Origin of the sequence: Sheuella amnicola, assembly GCF_010499255.1 — a bacterium.
GTDB lineage: Bacteria > Pseudomonadota > Gammaproteobacteria > Burkholderiales > Burkholderiaceae_B > Zwartia > Zwartia amnicola.
Genome location: NZ_JAAGRN010000003.1, coordinates 91,603 through 109,297 on the forward strand (window position 1 = coordinate 91,603; position 17,695 = coordinate 109,297).

Below are 17,695 nucleotides of genomic sequence, written 5' to 3' on the forward strand. Positions count from 1 at the left end.
ATTTGAATTAGTTGCGTTGATCTTGGATTATTTGGTGAGCACGAAAGACTTGAACTTGCCAAACGCCTGCTCGATCAGGGCCTTCTGTTGCTCCTGATGTTTGGCCAGGTAGCCCACTGCGGGAGATGCCGAGGCCGGACGACCGGAATAACCCAGTTTCTGACCTGCGGACATGTTCTCGTAGAGGTGATGCTGCACGTAGTACCAAGGACCCTGGTTCTGAGGCTCATCCTGCACCCAGACCACTTCCGTCGCCTTGGGATATTTACGCAATTCGGCCTCAAAAGTCTTATGCGCAAATGGATACAGTTGCTCGACGCGGACGATTGCGGTTGTCTTGTCACCACGCTCGCGACGGGCATTGACCAGGTCGTAATAAACCTTACCCGAGCAAACCAGAACCCGCTTGACTGCGGCTGCATTGACATTGCTATCCACTTCGCCAATGATGGGACGGAAACGACCATCAGACAGCTCTGCCAGAGGCGAGCCAGCATCTTTGTTACGCAGCAGTGACTTAGGTGTCAGAATGACCAAAGGCTTGCGGAATTGACGGATCATCTGGCGACGCAACAGATGGAAAATCTGAGCGGCACTGGTTGGTTGAACAACCTGGATGTTGTTATCGGCGCACAACTGCAGGAACCGCTCGATACGAGCTGAAGAGTGCTCAGGTCCCTGACCTTCGTAGCCGTGAGGCAACATCATCACAAGCCCGCACTGACGCCCCCATTTAGCTTCGCCAGATACGATGAACTGATCGATGACAACCTGTGCTCCGTTAACGAAGTCACCAAACTGAGCTTCCCAGATGGTCAACGTATTTGGTTCGGTGCAGGCATAGCCGTACTCGAAACCAAGCACGGCTTCTTCGGACAGCACCGAATCGATCACTGTGAACGGCGCCTGACCATCCGCCACATTCTGCAGTGGAATGTAGGTACCATCATTCCAGCGTTCGCGATTCTGATCATGAAGCACAGCGTGGCGGTGAGTGAATGTACCGCGGCCAGAATCCTGGCCGGTGATGCGAACGGTATATCCCGAAGCAACAAGCGTCGCAAACGCAAGGTGCTCGCCCATACCCCAATCCAGATTCTGCTCGCCTCGCGCCATAGCGCGACGGTCATTGAGCAGCTTGGTCACAAGCGTATGCGGCGTAAAGCCTTCAGGGGTCTGAGTCAGGCGTTCACCGATCCGCTTGAGTTCAGCCATTGGCACGCCTGTATCAGCCTGATCAGTCCACTTGGCTCCCAGATAAGGTGTCCAATCGACCGCAAACTTATTTTTATAGTTTGTCAGAACAGGTTCAATGGTGCGGCGACCATCTTCCATATACTGACGATATTCCTTGACGAGCTGATCGCCGCCGCCTTCCTGGAGCACACCCTGCGCGATCAATTTGTCGGCATACAGTTTGCGGGTTCCGGGATGCACGCCGATGCGCTTGTACATCAGCGGTTGCGTCAATGCAGGGGTGTCCTGCTCATTGTGGCCGAGTTTACGGAAACAAACGATATCGACAACGACATCGCGACCGAACTGCATACGGAAGTCCAGCGCCAGGCTTGTGGCAAACACGACTGCTTCGGGATCGTCGCCGTTGACGTGAAACACAGGAGCTTCGATCATCTTGGCAACATCGGTACAGTAAATCGTCGAGCGCACATCCCGTGGATCGGATGTCGTGAAACCGATCTGGTTATTAATCACCAGATGCACCGTGCCACCCGTACCGTAACCACGCGTCATGGCCAGGTTCAATGTTTCCATCACCACGCCCTGCCCCGCAAAGGCGGAGTCACCATGGACAAGAACAGGCAAAACCTGCTTGAATCCATCGGCACCGCGACGCTCTTGACGTGCACGAACTGAACCTTCAACCACCGGATTGACAATTTCCAGGTGCGAAGGATTGAATGCGAGCGAAAGATGAACCGGACCGCCACGTGTGGAAAGATCGCTGGAAAAACCGTTGTGGTATTTCACGTCACCATCGGTGAGACCTTCAGCGTGATGGCCTTCGAATTCGGCAAACAAATCACCGGGCATTTTGCCCATGATATTGACCAGCATATTCAGGCGGCCGCGGTGAGCCATGCCCACTACGATTTCCTGCACGCCGGATTCACCGGCATGATTCACCAGCTCATCCATCGAAGCGATAAAACTTTCGCCACCCTCAAGTGAGAAGCGCTTCTGGCCCACATACTTTGTGTGCAAGAAGCGCTCAAGACCTTCGGCTTCGGTGAGTTGTTGCAAGATATGTTTTTTGCGATCTGCCGAAACCGAGGGTGCACTCAGCGTCGATTCGAGACGCTCCTGAACCCAGCGCTTAACAGCAGGATCGGAAACATGCATGAACTCCGCGCCAACCGAGCGGCAATATGTGTCACGTAAATTCTTGAGAATTTCACGCAACGTCATCGTGTTGGATTTTGTGAAATAGGTGTTAGTGGCAGAAAACACCTGATCCAGATCGGCTTCGGTCAAACCATAGAAAGCGGGATCAAGCTCGGGGATCCCCGGGCGATCTTGCCTTTTCAGCGGATCGAGATCAGCCCAGCGCGAACCAAGCGAACGGTAGGCGGCGATGAGGGACTGAACGTGGACCTGTTTTCCGGCGACAGCCAGATCGGGTTCCTGGCCACGCTGCACAAAAGCGTTTGCTTTGGCGCGCAAGGCAAAGGATTCGATAATCGGGGCATGCGCCTGGTCACGCGTGGCCTCTCGACCATCTGTTGCAGGCATGTGCTGAAGCTGGTCGAAATAGGTTCGCCAGTTATCGGGCACAGAACCTGGATTGTCCAGATACGATTCGTAGAGTTCTTCTACGTAAGGCGCGTTACCTCCAAAGAGGTACGAATTTTGCAGAGATTCAATTTCTGATGACATATTGTCGCTTCACCTTGCAGGGTGCTTCACCCGTTGCGATGCAGGAATACCTTCCGCTTACTCGGCCAAACCGATTTGCGGATAGCGGGGCAGAAGGCGGTTAATAAAAAGCCTCTAGAGCCGGCAAAGCAGTTTACCCCATTGATCAACGAAATGTCTGGATTTTATTGATTTGCTTTGGTTTTTTAGCCTAATTGGCATTAATCGGGGATTTCAGACTATTTCGTGTTGCAGCGCACGATCGAAACTAGGTCCAATAACGTGAAACTCGACCCACTTGCCTGTAAGCTTGGCTGACTCATTCCTGACTACTTTCGACTGAAACCTATTTCTTCAAGAAGCCCCTCATGGACGAAAACCTCTCAAAACTAGCCCTTGACTATCACGCTTATCCGACTCCGGGCAAGATTTCGGTCACCCCGACAAAACCCCTTGCCAACCAGGATGATCTCTCGTTGGCGTATTCACCCGGCGTGGCTGCCGCTTGCATGGCAATCCACGCCGAGGGTGATGAGGCCGCGGCCAAATACACCTCGCGCTCGAATCTGGTGGCGGTCATCACAAACGGAACCGCAGTGCTTGGCTTAGGCAATATCGGACCATTGGCATCCAAGCCCGTCATGGAGGGCAAAGGGTGCCTTTTCAAAAAATTTGCCGGGATAGATGTATTCGATATCGAACTGGACGAAACTGATCCGGACAAACTGGTGGACATCATTGCTGCGCTCGAACCAACTCTTGGTGGCATTAATCTCGAAGATATCAAGGCCCCCGAATGCTTTTATATCGAGAGAAAGCTCAAAGAAAGGATGAAAATTCCTGTCTTCCATGACGATCAGCACGGCACCGCCATCATTTCATCGGCTGCAATTCTGAATGGCTTGAAAGTTGTCGGCAAACAGATGGATCAAGTCAAGCTCGTCGTTTCCGGTGCAGGAGCGGCTGCGATCGCCTGTCTTGATTTGTTGGTGCATCTTGGGATCGCAAAAGAAAATATTTTTGTTTGCGATTCGAAGGGCGTGATCTACGAAGACCGTGAACCAAACATGGAACCGAACAAGTTGCGTTATGCGCAAAAAACATCTTTACGCACGCTTGCCGAGGCAATGAAAGGTGCCGATGTCTTCCTGGGCTGCTCTGCAGCCGGTATCGTCGATGCCGAAATGGTCAAAAGCATGGGTTCACAACCTCTCATCCTCGCCCTGGCCAATCCCGAACCCGAAATTCGTCCAGAGGTCGCTAAAGCCGCGCGCCCGGATTGCATTATTGCCACCGGCAGATCCGACTATCCAAACCAGGTCAACAACGTTCTGTGCTTTCCTTTCATTTTTAGAGGCGCATTGGATGCGGGGGCGAGCAGGATCACCGAAGAAATGAAGCTCGCCTGTGTCAAGGCAATTGCAGAGCTTGCGCAGGCCGAACAAAGTGATGAAGTGGCACAGGCTTACGCGGGCCAGGATTTAAGTTTTGGCCCTGACTACATCATTCCAAAACCCTTCGACCCCAGACTGATCATGCTGATCGCACCGGCTGTGGCGCAAGCGGCGGAAAAATCCGGAGTGGCCCGCCGTCCGATCAAAGACCTGGATGCATATCGCGAAAAATTACAAGCAATGGTTTATCACTCCGGACAGTTGATGAGCCCGCTTTTTTCGCAAGCCAAACGTGCGCCCAAGCGAGTCATTTATGCAGACGGCGAAGATGAAAGAGTGCTTCGGGCAGCACAAACGGCGATCGATGAAAAAATCGCATTGCCGATCCTGATTGGTCGTCCGAATGTCATCAACATGCGCGTCAAAAAAATGGGCCTGCGACTTGAAGCGGGGCGCAATATCGAGATTGTCGACCCAGAGGACGATGTCCGGTTCACCGAATCTTGGACTGAATATTACAAACTGAAGGGCCGTGAAGGCGTAACGCCCACGATCGCCAAAGCCATGGTTCGCAAACACAACACATTGATTGGCGTCTTGCTGCTTAAACGCGGCGATGGCGATGCCCTGCTCTGCGGCATTAGCAGCCGATTCGACAATCAGCTCAATTACGTTGAAGATGTGATTGGTCTAAAACCGGGCGCATCGACCTTTGCCGCGATGAACGTGCTGATGCTTACGGATCAGACACTATTCATCTGCGACACGCATGTCAACGAAGATCCGACTGCAGAGCAAGTGGCCGACATGACTATTCAAGCTGCGCAGGAAATGCGTCGTTTTGGCATCGTGCCTAAAGTAGCGCTAGTTTCGCATTCCAACTTCGGCAGTCGTCCAACCCAGTCATCACGCAAAATGGCCCAGGCACGTCAGCTTATCAGCGAGCGCGCCCCCACTCTTGAGGTCGATGGAGAAATGCACGCTGACTCGGCACTATCCGAAAGCATCCGGATGGCGAGTTATCCCGACAGTACATTGAAAGGTAGCGCGAATCTACTGATTGCGCCTAACCTTGATACAGGCAACGTAACGTACAACCTGTTGAAAATGACCGGCAGCAATGGCGTTGCAATGGGACCGGTGTTATTAGGTGCCGCGAGACCTGTTCATATACTGACGACAAGCGCAACGGTTAGACGCGTCATTAATATGACTGCGCTTGCTGTTGTGAATGCTCAAATGGAATCGGAGAAGCGTTAATCAGCGGTGAGCTTTGATCGGGTTCGCTCCGGGGCTGTGGGCCTCTGTGCCAACCCGAACTGATCTGGTCCGCTAAGCGGACTTCCCTCTTCTTTTCGAATTTGACGGCGGCGAACTAAACTCGCTTCGCTCAGACAAAGTTCACCTTCTTCCGTCAAATTCAAAAAGTCTCGGCTGCTCAGACGGGTTGGCACAGAGGCCCACAGCCCCGAAGCGAACCCGATCAAATCAAACTGAACTCTCAACAAAAAAGGACAGCTTAAAGCTGTCCTTTTTTAGCTTGCACCCGTTCATGGGTACATGTGAAAACAATTACTTCTTTTTCACATCACGGGCAGGCGAACCTTGATACAACTGGCGTGGACGACCAATCTTGTATTCTGGATCGGAAATCATTTCGGTCCATTGGGCAATCCAGCCGACTGTACGAGCCAATGCGAAAATCGCAGTGAACAAGGCTGTTGGCACCCCGATCGCACGTTGAACGATACCGGAATAAAAGTCTACGTTCGGATAAAGCTTGCGATCAACGAAGTACTGGTCTTCAAGCGCGATACGCTCGACTTCCATAGCCAGCTTGAACAATGGATCGTTTTCCAGACCCAGTGCAGCCAGCACTTCCTTACACGTTTGCTGCATCAGTTTGGCGCGTGGATCGTAGTTTTTGTAAACGCGATGACCAAAGCCCATCAAGCGAACGCCTGAATTCTTGTCCTTGACCTGCTCCATGAACTGACCAACGACAGCCATACCGCCTTTAGCCTGCAAGTCTTCCAGCATCTGCAAGCAAGCTTCGTTTGCGCCACCGTGAGCAGGGCCCCACAAGCATGCAACACCGGCTGCAACTGCCGCAAACGGGTTGGTGCCCGAAGAGCCGCAAAGACGAACAGTTGATGTTGAAGCGTTCTGCTCGTGATCAGCATGCAGAATGAAGATACGATCAAGCGCACGTTCAACCACCGGATTAACGACATACTCTTCACAGGGAGTCGCAAACATCATGCGCAGGAAGTTACCCGTGTAGGAAAGATTGTTCTGGGGGTAGATGTAAGGCTGACCTTGCGAGTATTTATAAGCCATTGCAACCAGCGTAGGCATCTTGGCGATCAAACGGATTGCCGACACATGACGATGGTGAGGATTATTAATGTCATTGGAGTCATGATAGAACGCCGACATGGCGCCAACCAAACCGGTCAACACAGCCATAGGATGCGCATCGCGACGGAATCCACGCAAAAAGAATTGCATCTGCTCGTTCACCATCGTGTGATGGGTCACCAGAGAGTCAAACTCCTTTTTCTGTGCTGCATCGGGCAGTTCGCCGTTCAGGATCAGGTAGCTGACATCCATGAAGTCGCAGTTAACAGCAAGCTGCTCGATCGGGTAGCCGCGATAAAGCAGCTCACCCTTGTCTCCGTCAATGTAGGTGATGCTGGACGAACAGGAAGCAGTCGAAAGAAAACCAGGGTCATATGTGAACATGCCCGTCTGGCCGTACAACTTGCGGATATCGATCACCTGCGGGCCGACATTGCCGTCGTACACAGGAAAATCAACGGAGGCGCTTCCGTCTGAAAACGATAGCGTGGCTTTTTTATCGGACAGTTTCATCGGTGATTCCTTCAAATAAATTCACAATGCGCGGATTTTTGTCAGCACGTCAACAACAGCAGGTCTATTCAATGCGCCCTGAGGCTCGGTTCTTGCCAACAACAAATCAAGTAACTCGTTATCACCCAGTTCAAACAACTGAGTTAGCGCGCCGACCTCAATATCGGTCAACTCGGCTTCATAGGCATCCAGGTAGCGGGTAATGATCAAATCATTCTCGAGCAACCCGCGACGCGCACGCCAACGAAGTCGCACTCGATCAAGATCCGTCAGCTTACCCATTTGCTACCTTTTACCAACAAACTGTTTTTATACCGTACGGCGGACCAACATCTCTTTAATCTTGCCGATCGCTTTGGTTGGATTCAACCCCTTCGGACACACATCGACGCAATTCATGATGGTGTGGCAACGGAACAAACGGTAAGGATCTTCAAGATTATCCAGACGCTGGCCTGTGGCCTGATCGCGTGTATCGGCGATAAAGCGATAAGCTTGCAACAAACCTGCCGGGCCAACGAATTTGTCCGGATTCCACCAGAAGGACGGGCAAGACGTCGAGCAGCAGGCGCACAGGATGCATTCATACAATCCATCAAGCTCCTCGCGGGCCGTGGGCGACTGCAGGCGCTCTTTCTCAGGCGGCTGGGTATCGTTGATCAGGTAAGGCTTGATCGAATGATATTGATTGAAGAAGTGAGTCATGTCCACGATCAGATCGCGAATGACCGGCAGACCGGGCAGCGGGCGCAATACGATCGGTTCGGTCAACTCGAGCAAGTTGGTCGTACAAGCCAAACCGTTCTTACCGTTGATGTTCATGGCATCTGAGCCACAAACACCCTCGCGGCATGAACGACGTAACGATAAGCTATCGTCCACGTCAAGCTTGATGCGAATCAATGCATCAAGCAACATTTTGTCGGTCGGTTGCAACTCGACTTCGAGTTTCTGCATGTAGGGACGCTCGTCCTTGTCGGGATCGTAGCGATAAATTTCAAACTTCACGACGCGTTTGGTGCTCATGATTGGTATCCAGAGATTCTGACTTAGAAGGTCCGCGACTTAGGCGGGAAGCTTTCAACGGTAAGCGGCTGCATCTGCACCGGCTTGTATTCGAGGCGATTGCCATCGGAATACCAAAGCGTATGCTTGATCCAGTTTTCGTCATCACGCGCCGGATGATCATCCAACGCATGCGCACCACGGCTTTCGCGACGAGCTGCAGCGGAATGAATCGTCGAACGTGCAACTTCAATCATGTTGCTCAATTCAAGCGCCTCGATACGAGCCGTGTTGAATACTTTGGACTTGTCCTGGAAGGCAATGTTGTCAACCTTGTGTGCAAGCGCATCAATCTTCTTGACGCCTTCTTCAAGTGATGCAACGGTACGGAACACACCGCAATGCTGCTGCATCGCGTTACGGATTTCATTTCCAACAGCCTGAGTTTTTTCACCGGAAGTGCGGCTTTCAATCTTGTTGATGCGATCAAGCGAGCGGTCAACAGACTCTTGAGGCAGCGGCTTGTGCGACTTTTGACGCTCAAGGTGGGATGCAACGATGTGGTTGCCCGATGCGCGACCGAATACCACCAGATCAAGCAGCGAATTGGTGCCAAGGCGGTTAGCGCCGTGAACCGATACAGCGGCACACTCACCGATGGCATACAGACCGTTAACAACCTTGCTCTGTGTGCCATCCCAAGTCACAACTTGACCGTTGTAGTTGGCAGGGATGCCACCCATCTGATAGTGGATGGTCGGAACAACAGGAATCGGCTCTTTAGTTGCATCGATATTGGCAAACTTATGACCGATTTCGAGAATCGATGGCAGACGCTTGTTGATCACGTCCGAACCGAGGTGATCCAACTTGAGGTGCACATAGGATCCATCAGGACCGCATCCGCGACCTTCTTTGATTTCCTGATCCATGCAGCGCGAGACGAAATCGCGAGGGGCCAGATCTTTCAAAGTGGGCGCATAACGCTCCATGAAGCGTTCGCCATCCTTGTTCAGCAGAATACCGCCTTCACCGCGCACACCCTCGGTAATCAGCACACCTGCACCGGCAACACCGGTCGGATGGAACTGCCAGAACTCCATATCCTGCATCGGAATACCGGCGCGTGCGGCCATGCCCATACCATCACCGGTATTAATGAAAGCGTTGGTCGATGCTGCCCAGATACGACCGGCACCACCGGTTGCCAACACTGTTGTCTTGGCTTCGAAAATGTAAACTTCGCCGGTTTCCATTTCAAGCGCGGTCACGCCAACGACGTCACCATCGGCATCGCGTATCAGATCAAGCGCCATCCACTCGACAAAGAATTGCGTGCGTGAAGCCACGTTACGCTGATAAAGCGTGTGCAACAACGCATGGCCTGTACGGTCGGCCGCCGCGCAGGCGCGCTGAACGGGCTTTTCGCCGAAGTTGGCGGTGTGACCGCCGAAAGGACGCTGATAGATCGTGCCATCTGCGTTACGGTCGAACGGCATGCCGAAATGCTCGAGTTCGTAAACTGCATTGGGAGCCTCGCGACACATGAACTCGATCGCGTCCTGATCACCTAGCCAGTCTGAACCTTTAACGGTGTCATACATGTGCCAGTACCAGTTGTCTTCAGACATATTACCCAGGGATGCACCGATGCCACCCTGTGCGGCAACCGTATGCGAACGGGTTGGAAACACTTTGGAAAGGACGGCGACGTTCAGTCCTGCGTTGGCCAGCTGAAGCGAACAACGCATACCGGCTCCACCGGCACCGACTACGACCACATCGAATTTACGGCGTGGTAAAGAAGATTTGACAGCAGCCACGACTAGATTCTCCAGAGGATGTGAACGAAGTACACGAGCGAACCAACCAACCACAGGATGGTCATGACCTGAAGGAACATACGCAGACCGACAGGTTTGACGTAATCCATCCAGATGTCGCGCACACCAATCCATGCGTGCCATGCAAGTGAAATCATGGCAAGCGAGGCCAAAACACGGCCCATAGGAAAGGTCAGACAGGTAAAGGTGAACAGGTTTTTCCAGCCGGCGTAGTTAAAGCCCGACATCGTCAGGAAACCAACCAGCAACACCAAGGTGTAAACGGCCAAAATGATGGCAGTCACACGCTGAGCAATGAAATCCATTGTGCCGTAATGTGCGCCCACAACAAGGCGCTTAGCACCGACTTTTTCGATTTGGGCCATCACCACACTCCAAACAGTTTAAGACCGAAAACCAGCGTAAGCGCGAGGCTGACACCCAGAACGATACTGGCACTTTTGGTTGCGCTGTGCTTGTCCAGACCAATATGCAAATCCAGAATCAAGTAACGAATACCAGCGCAAAAGTGATGTAGATAGCCCCATATCAATGCAAGAAGCACGAGCTTCATGATTGGATTGCCCGCAACAACGGACATGGCGTTAAAGCCCTGCTCTGAAGACACGCTCATCGCGAAAAGCGAAATAAGCAATGGCAAACAGAGGAATAGCAGGGCACCACTTGCGCGATGCAGAATCGATACCTTACCTGCCATAGGCAAGCGGTACTTCATCAAGTCATTAAGACCGATGTTACGAAACTGAGGACGCGGCTTTGAAGCTGAGTCAGACATAACGACCTCGAAAAGAGAGCGGTGGGTTAGGGATAAACACTACATTTTCGCCGATCTGAGCCTAGGGTTCAAATCGACTAAAAACTTCAATTAATTCAAACTATTACGGTAATAATACCCATCAGTCACATAATGACCGATGCGTAATTCGACAGGACGATTCGCGTAAGTGTAGGAAATTCGCTCCGCACGCAGCAAAGGCGTCCCGGCATCAACCTTCAGCAGGACGGATATTTCGGGATCGGCGGCCACGGCGCGAAGCTTTTCCTCTGCGCGAACCATGCTAATACCAAATTCTGTCTCAAAAAAACCATACAACGGCCCAACGTATCCGCCAAGTAATTCAGCAGTCAAGCCTTTGAATAGTACGCCTGGCAGGAAAATATCGTCCACAACAGTCGGCACGCCTGAAAACGACAGGAGTCGACGAATTGCCACGATCGGATCACCCGCCTTGAGCTCAAGGCTGCGAGCCATTTCGGCGTTGGCACGCATGCGCTTGCAATCAAGGATTCGGCTTTCGGCCGGCTGTGGCTCGCCTTCAATGGGTGCCAACCGCAAAAAACGGAAACGTACTCGCGCCTCATGATGTGTCGAAACGAAAGTTCCCTTGCCTTGCCTGCGCATCAACAAATGTTCTGCTGCGAGCTCATCGACGGCTTTGCGAACCGTACCCTGACTGACCTGAAAGCGGGCCGCCAATTCGATCTCGCTGGGTATGGCCTCTCCCGGCTTCCATTCACCGCGCTCAAGCGATTGCACCAGCAGAGCTTTGATCTGCTGGTATAGCGGGCTGAAAGCAGCGGCGACTTGGCGTTGCTCCCCTGCATCCGCAGCGCTGCGACTGGAAAAATCGGACATTTGGCCTAGATTGAAAAAAAGTGGGCTTATTGTGGCACAGACATCTCTTGAAGTCCACACTCTTGTGTCTTATATAAGATATAAGATTAATTGACGTTCCAGATAATTTGAACTAGCATTCCGAACAGATTTCGAAGCTTGACCGCCACCCCTCGTTCGCGGTCAAAAAAGCTAAACTGAGAGAAGTTCTCGAACCCTCTTTAATTCAAGTCCATTCGGAGATTGTTATGTCAAAACCCGCCATGCGCGTCGCGGTGACCGGTGCCGCCGGCCAGATCGGTTACGCACTTTTGTTCCGTATCGCTTCAGGTGAAATGCTCGGCAAGGATCAGCCCGTGATTCTGCAATTGCTCGAGATTCCCGACGAGAAAGCCCAAAAGGCGCTCAAAGGCGTGATGATGGAACTCGACGATTGCGCGTTCCCGCTTTTGCAGTCCATGTCGGCTCACAGCGATCCGCGCGAGGCCTTCAAAGACGCCGACGTCGCCTTGCTGGTTGGTTCGCGTCCACGCGGCCCCGGCATGGAGCGTGCGGAGCTTCTCTCGGTCAACGGACAAATCTTTACCGCCCAGGGCAAGGCATTGAATGATGTTGCCAAGCGTACCGTCAAGGTTCTGGTGGTTGGCAACCCCGCCAACACAAACGCTTACATCGCGATGAAATCGGCGCCTGATTTGCCATCGAAGAACTTCACCGCCATGCTGCGTCTGGATCACAACCGCGCGCTTTCGCAACTTGGCACAAAAATGGGTAAACCAGTTGCCGACATCCAGAAAATGGCTGTCTGGGGCAATCACTCTCCCACAATGTATGCCGACTATCGTTTCGCAACAATCGGTGGCCAAAGCGTTGAGAAGCTGATCAATGATCCCGCCTGGAATCGCGACGTATTCCTGCCAACCGTCGGCAAGCGCGGCGCAGCCATCATTGAAGCGCGCGGCCTGTCCTCCGCAGCTTCGGCAGCCAATGCCGCGATCGACCACGTTCGCGACTGGGTTCTGGGCACCAACGGCAAGTGGGTCACGATGGGCGTTCCTTCAGATGGTTCATACGGCATCCCTGAAGGCATTATGTACGGCGTACCGGTTACTTGCGAGGGTGGCGAATACCACCGCGTGACCGGCCTCGAAATCGATGCATTCTCACGCGAGCGCATGGATTTGACGCTCAAGGAACTGCTCGAAGAGCGCGATGGCGTTGCCCATCTGCTGAAGTAAGCAAATTAAAAATGGGCCCTCATTAAAAGGGCCCATTTTTTTCATCACTGAAAGGGTTCTGGAGATAAGCATGTCAAATCAAACATCCGCTGGTCAACGTTTTCGCGATGCACTCGCCGCAGAAAAACCCCTGCAAATCATCGGCGCAATCAATGCAAATCACGCACTGCTTGCCAATCGCGCAGGCTTTAAGGCGATTTATCTTTCCGGTGGTGGCGTCGCAGCCGGCTCGCTGGGCCTGCCTGATCTGGGTATCAATACCCTGGATGATGTACTGACCGATGTTCGTCGCATTACAGACGTATGCGATACCCCGCTGATCGTTGATATCGACACCGGCTTTGGTCCTTCAGCATTCAATATCGCTCGTACTGTCAAGAGCCTTACGAAGTTTGGCGCAGCCGGCTGTCACATCGAAGACCAGGTCGGCGCGAAGCGTTGCGGTCATCGTCCCGGTAAGGAAATTGTCTCAACCGAAGAAATGCGCGATCGCGTAAAAGCCGCCACGGACGCGCGCACCGATGACAAGTTTTACATCATCGCCCGCACCGATGCGATCGCAAGCCATGGTGTGGACGCTGCGATCGAGCGCGCGCTGGCCTGTATCGAGGCAGGTGCCGATGCAATTTTTGCAGAAGCCGCATACGACCTGGCAACGTTCGACAAGTTCTCGAAAGCAATCAACGTTCCGCTGCTTGCCAACATCACTGAGTTCGGCAAGACACCGCTGTTCAGCGTCGAGGAGCTTAAATCCGTTGGCGTGGGCATGGTGCTCTACCCCCTATCGGCTTTTCGCGCAATGAACAAAGCTGCTGAAGCCGTGTATCAGGCAATTCGTCGTGACGGACATCAGAAAAATGTTGTGGACATGATGCAAACGCGGGAAGAGTTGTACGACCGCATCAACTATCACGCTTTCGAAAGCCAGCTGGATGCCCTGTTCGCGCAAGGCAAAGCCAAGTAATCCCACGCACCGAATCTGTTAGGAGAATCAAAAGATGGCAACAAGCAAAAAAGTCGCAGTTAAAAAAGCACCTGCCGCAGCCGCAGCAGAAGCAGCTCCCACTTTCAAGCCAAAGAAATCAGTTGCGCTGTCAGGCGTAACCGCCGGCAACACGGCACTGTGTACGGTCGGACGCAGCGGTAACGACTTGCACTACCGTGGCTATGACATTTTGGATCTGGCCGCAGTCAGCGAATTTGAAGAAATCGCACACTTGCTGATTCACGGCAAACTGCCCAATAAAGCCGAACTGGCCGCTTACAAACAGAAATTGAAGGCACTGCGTGGTTTACCCGCGCAACTGCAGACTGTTCTCGAATCGCTTCCCGCCGCATCGCACCCTATGGACGTGATGCGCACGGCGGCTTCAACGCTGGGCTGCATCCTGCCGGAAAAAGATGACCACAACATGCCGGGCGCTCGCGATATCGCAGATCGTTTGATGGCGAGCCTGGGATCTGCCCTGCTCTATTGGTACCATTTCAGCCACAATGGTCGTGTGATCGACGTGCAAACCGAAGACGATTCGATCGGCGCGCACTTCCTGCATCTGCTGCACGGCAAGAAGCCAAGCGACGAATGGGTTCGCGCGATGCATACTTCCCTGATTCTATACGCAGAGCACGAATTCAACGCTTCTACATTCACTTGCCGCGTCATTGCCGGCACGGGTTCGGACATGTACTCCGCCATCTCTGGGGGCATCGGCGCACTGCGCGGTCCAAAGCATGGTGGTGCAAACGAAGTCGCATTCGAAGTGCAACAGCGCTATGAAAACCCCGACGAAGCGGAAGCGGATATCCGCGCACGCGTCGAAAACAAAGAAGTGGTCATTGGTTTCGGTCACCCTGTCTACACGATTTCCGACCCACGCAACAAGGTCATCAAGGAAGTCGCCCACAAACTGTCCAAGACCGCCGGCTCAACCAAGATGTACGACATTGCCGATCGCATTGAAGCAGTGATGTGGGATGCGAAGAAAATGTTCGCAAACCTCGATTGGTTCTCGGCCGTGTCATACAACGTCATGGGTGTTCCAACCGCCATGTTCACGCCTCTTTTCGTGATCGCACGTACAGCAGGTTGGTCTGCACACATCATTGAGCAGCGCATCGACAACAAGATCATTCGTCCAGCCGCAAACTACGTCGGTCCTGAAGATCAGAAATTCGTCCCACTCGCAAAGCGTAAGTAATCAACATGAACACTGCGAACCGCAAACCCCTGCCCGGAACCAAGCTCGATTACTTCGACGCACGCGCTGCCGTCGATGCGATCAAGCCTGGATCCTACGATAAACTGCCCTACACTTCGCGTGTACTGGCCGAAAACCTGGTGCGCCGCTGCGACCCCGCGACATTAAACGCATCTCTCAGTCAATTGATTGAACGCAAACAGGACATGGACTTTCCATGGTTCCCTGCTCGCGTGGTTTGCCATGACATTCTGGGTCAAACGGCACTTGTCGACCTGGCAGGACTCAGGGACGCCATCGCGGCCCAAGGCGGTGACCCCGCCTTGGTTAATCCTGTTGTGCCTACGCAGTTGATTGTCGATCACTCACTGGCCGTCGAATGTGGCGGTTTCGATCCCGATGCGTTCGAAAAGAACCGTGCGATCGAAGACCGTCGCAACGAAGACCGTTTTCACTTCATCAACTGGACCAAGAAGACATTCAAAAACGTTGATGTGATCCCTCCCGGCAACGGAATCATGCACCAGATCAATCTGGAACGTATGTCACCGGTCGTTCATGCTCAAGATGGCGTCGCCTATCCCGACACGCTTGTCGGCACAGACAGCCACACACCGCACGTCGATGCACTGGGTGTCATTGCAATCGGTGTGGGTGGCCTGGAAGCGGAAAACGTCATGCTGGGTCGAGCGTCCTGGATGCGTCTGCCTGACATCATTGGCGTTGAATTGACAGGCAAACTGCAACCCGGCATCACGGCAACGGACCTGGTGCTTGCTTTGACTGAATTCTTGCGTAACCAGAAAGTGGTATCGGCTTATCTGGAGTTCTTCGGTGAAGGTGCATCGCATCTGACGTTGGGTGACCGGGCGACCATTTCGAATATGACGCCGGAGTACGGGGCCACGGCAGCCATGTTCTATATCGATCAGCAAACGATCGACTATCTGAAGCTGACCGGCCGATCGGAAGAACAGGTCAAACTGGTTGAAATTTACGCCAAGCAAACCGGCCTGTGGGCCGATAGCCTGAAAACCGCGGAATACGAGCGCGTATTGCGCTTTGACCTGTCAACCGTCGTTCGCAACATCGCCGGCCCATCGAACCCGCACCGTCGCGTAGCAACTACCGATCTGGCGGCCAAAGGCATCACCGGCAAAGTGGAAAACGAACCAGACCTGATGCCCGACGGCGCAGTCATCATTGCAGCCATTACGAGTTGCACCAACACCAGCAATCCACGCAACGTCATCGCCGCGGGCCTGCTCGCACGCAATGCCAACGCACGCGGCCTGACCCGCAAGCCCTGGGTCAAGAGCTCGCTTGCTCCAGGATCCAAAGCTGTTGAACTCTATCTTGAAGATGCCAAGCTACTTCCTGAACTCGAAAAGCTGGGATTTGGCATCGTCGCTTTTGCATGCACTACGTGTAACGGCATGAGCGGCGCGCTGGATCCTGTCATTCAGAAAGAGATCATCGATCGCGATTTGTACGCCACTGCCGTGCTGTCGGGCAATCGCAACTTCGATGGTCGTATCCATCCCTACGCCAAACAGGCATTCCTGGCATCTCCCCCACTGGTCGTTGCCTATGCCATCGCCGGCACAATCCGGTTCGATATTGAAAAAGACGTTCTGGGCACAGACAAGGACGGCAAGCCCGTCACGCTTAAAGACATCTGGCCAACCGACGCTGAAATCGATGCAATCGTTGCAGCCAGCGTCAAGCCCGAGCAATTCCGTAAAGTGTACGAGCCTATGTTTGCGGCGAGCGTCGAAACCGGGGAAAAACTCAGTCCTCTTTACGACTGGCGTCCACAGAGCACGTACATTCGTCGCCCACCCTATTGGGAAGGTGCGCTTGCCGGAGCGCGCCTGTTAAAAGGCATGCGTCCGCTGGCCGTTCTGGGCGATAACATTACGACAGACCATCTATCGCCATCCAATGCGATCATGATGGATAGCGCCGCCGGCGAATATCTGGCCAAAATGGGCGTGCCTGAAGAAGACTTCAACTCGTATGCAACGCACCGGGGTGATCACCTGACCGCTCAGCGCGCAACCTTCGCCAACCCGAAACTGCTCAATGAGATGGTTCAGGAAAACGGCAAGGTCAAACAGGGCTCGCTTGCCCGCATCGAGCCTGAAGGCAAAGTCACCCGCATGTGGGAAGCGATCGAAACCTACATGGAGCGCAAGCAGCCTCTGATCATCGTCGCCGGCGCCGACTATGGCCAAGGTTCCTCCCGCGACTGGGCAGCCAAAGGCGTTCGTCTTGCCGGTGTTGAGGCGATTGTGGCAGAAGGTTTCGAACGCATCCATCGTACCAACCTCGTTGGCATGGGCGTATTGCCGCTCGAATTCAAACCGGGCGTGAATCGCAACACGCTAAGCATCGACGGTACGGAGACCTACGATGTAGTCGGAAAGCTGACGCCTCGCGCCACACTCACGCTTGTTATTCATCGCAAGAGTGGTGAACGCGTAGAAGTGCCGGTCACCTGTCGTCTGGACACGGCAGAAGAAGTCTCGATTTACGAAGCCGGCGGCGTGCTGCAGCGCTTTGCGCAAGACTTCCTGGAGTCGAGCGCAGCGGCCTGAACACGTTGACACCCATTCTTCTTTGCGAACAAGACACTCATTTACAGGATCTC

13 protein-coding genes are annotated in these 17,695 nt (G+C 53.3%); 5 read left to right on the forward strand and 8 right to left on the reverse strand.

Annotated elements, in window-relative coordinates; all coding sequences use genetic code 11:
* Positions 1-27: 27 nt before the first annotated feature.
* Complete coding sequence (locus G3I67_RS05275) at positions 28-2,895, reverse strand: 2-oxoglutarate dehydrogenase E1 component (RefSeq protein ID WP_163652276.1); 2,868 nt, start codon at positions 2,893-2,895, stop codon at positions 28-30.
* A 347-nt stretch (positions 2,896-3,242) separates the two neighbouring features.
* Between G3I67_RS05275 and G3I67_RS05280 the strand changes: the two genes are divergently transcribed.
* A complete protein-coding gene (locus G3I67_RS05280) occupies positions 3,243-5,528 on the forward strand; it encodes an NADP-dependent malic enzyme (RefSeq protein WP_163652278.1) in 2,286 nt (761 codons plus the stop codon).
* 312 nt (positions 5,529-5,840) lie between these two features.
* Here G3I67_RS05280 and G3I67_RS05285 read toward each other — a convergent pair whose 3' ends face one another.
* The 7 genes from G3I67_RS05285 to G3I67_RS05315 all read right to left on the reverse strand — a co-directional run bounded on the left by G3I67_RS05285 (position 5,841) and on the right by G3I67_RS05315 (position 11,627).
* Positions 5,841-7,142 carry a citrate synthase gene (locus tag G3I67_RS05285; protein ID WP_163652286.1) on the reverse strand — a complete coding sequence of 434 codons (1,302 nt, stop codon included), beginning with the start codon at positions 7,140-7,142 and terminating at the stop codon, positions 5,841-5,843.
* Between the two features lie 21 nt (positions 7,143-7,163).
* Entirely contained in the window at positions 7,164-7,424 is a 261-nt protein-coding gene (locus tag G3I67_RS05290; protein ID WP_163652288.1) for an FAD assembly factor SdhE, read from the reverse strand.
* 27 nt (positions 7,425-7,451) lie between these two features.
* Positions 7,452-8,168: a succinate dehydrogenase iron-sulfur subunit gene (locus G3I67_RS05295; protein ID WP_163652290.1), complete on the reverse strand. Its 717-nt coding sequence runs from the start codon at positions 8,166-8,168 to the stop codon at positions 7,452-7,454.
* Between the two features lie 23 nt (positions 8,169-8,191).
* A complete protein-coding gene (gene sdhA, locus G3I67_RS05300) occupies positions 8,192-9,970 on the reverse strand; it encodes a succinate dehydrogenase flavoprotein subunit (RefSeq protein WP_163652292.1) in 1,779 nt (592 codons plus the stop codon).
* 2 nt (positions 9,971-9,972) lie between these two features.
* Positions 9,973-10,356 (reverse strand): succinate dehydrogenase, hydrophobic membrane anchor protein, encoded by a 384-nt coding sequence (gene sdhD, locus G3I67_RS05305; RefSeq protein WP_163652294.1) that lies wholly within the window; start codon positions 10,354-10,356, stop codon positions 9,973-9,975.
* Entirely contained in the window at positions 10,356-10,766 is a 411-nt protein-coding gene (gene sdhC, locus G3I67_RS05310) for a succinate dehydrogenase, cytochrome b556 subunit (RefSeq protein WP_163652296.1), read from the reverse strand. Before sdhC ends, sdhD begins: the two co-directional genes overlap by 1 nt.
* 90 nt (positions 10,767-10,856) lie before the next feature.
* Positions 10,857-11,627 carry a GntR family transcriptional regulator gene (locus G3I67_RS05315; RefSeq protein WP_163652298.1) on the reverse strand — a complete coding sequence of 257 codons (771 nt, stop codon included), beginning with the start codon at positions 11,625-11,627 and terminating at the stop codon, positions 10,857-10,859.
* A gap of 227 nt (positions 11,628-11,854) precedes the next feature.
* Between G3I67_RS05315 and G3I67_RS05320 the strand changes: the two genes are divergently transcribed.
* The 4 genes from G3I67_RS05320 (at position 11,855) to acnD (ending at position 17,642) form a co-directional block, all read left to right on the forward strand.
* Complete coding sequence (locus G3I67_RS05320; protein ID WP_163652300.1) at positions 11,855-12,844, forward strand: malate dehydrogenase; 990 nt, start codon at positions 11,855-11,857, stop codon at positions 12,842-12,844.
* Between the two features lie 70 nt (positions 12,845-12,914).
* Entirely contained in the window at positions 12,915-13,808 is an 894-nt protein-coding gene (gene prpB, locus G3I67_RS05325) for a methylisocitrate lyase (RefSeq protein WP_163652302.1), read from the forward strand.
* Between the two features lie 34 nt (positions 13,809-13,842).
* Positions 13,843-15,042 carry a bifunctional 2-methylcitrate synthase/citrate synthase gene (gene prpC / locus G3I67_RS05330; protein ID WP_163652304.1) on the forward strand — a complete coding sequence of 400 codons (1,200 nt, stop codon included), beginning with the start codon at positions 13,843-13,845 and terminating at the stop codon, positions 15,040-15,042.
* Between the two features lie 5 nt (positions 15,043-15,047).
* A complete protein-coding gene (gene acnD, locus G3I67_RS05335) occupies positions 15,048-17,642 on the forward strand; it encodes a Fe/S-dependent 2-methylisocitrate dehydratase AcnD (RefSeq protein ID WP_163652306.1) in 2,595 nt (864 codons plus the stop codon).
* Positions 17,643-17,695: the final 53 nt, after the last annotated feature.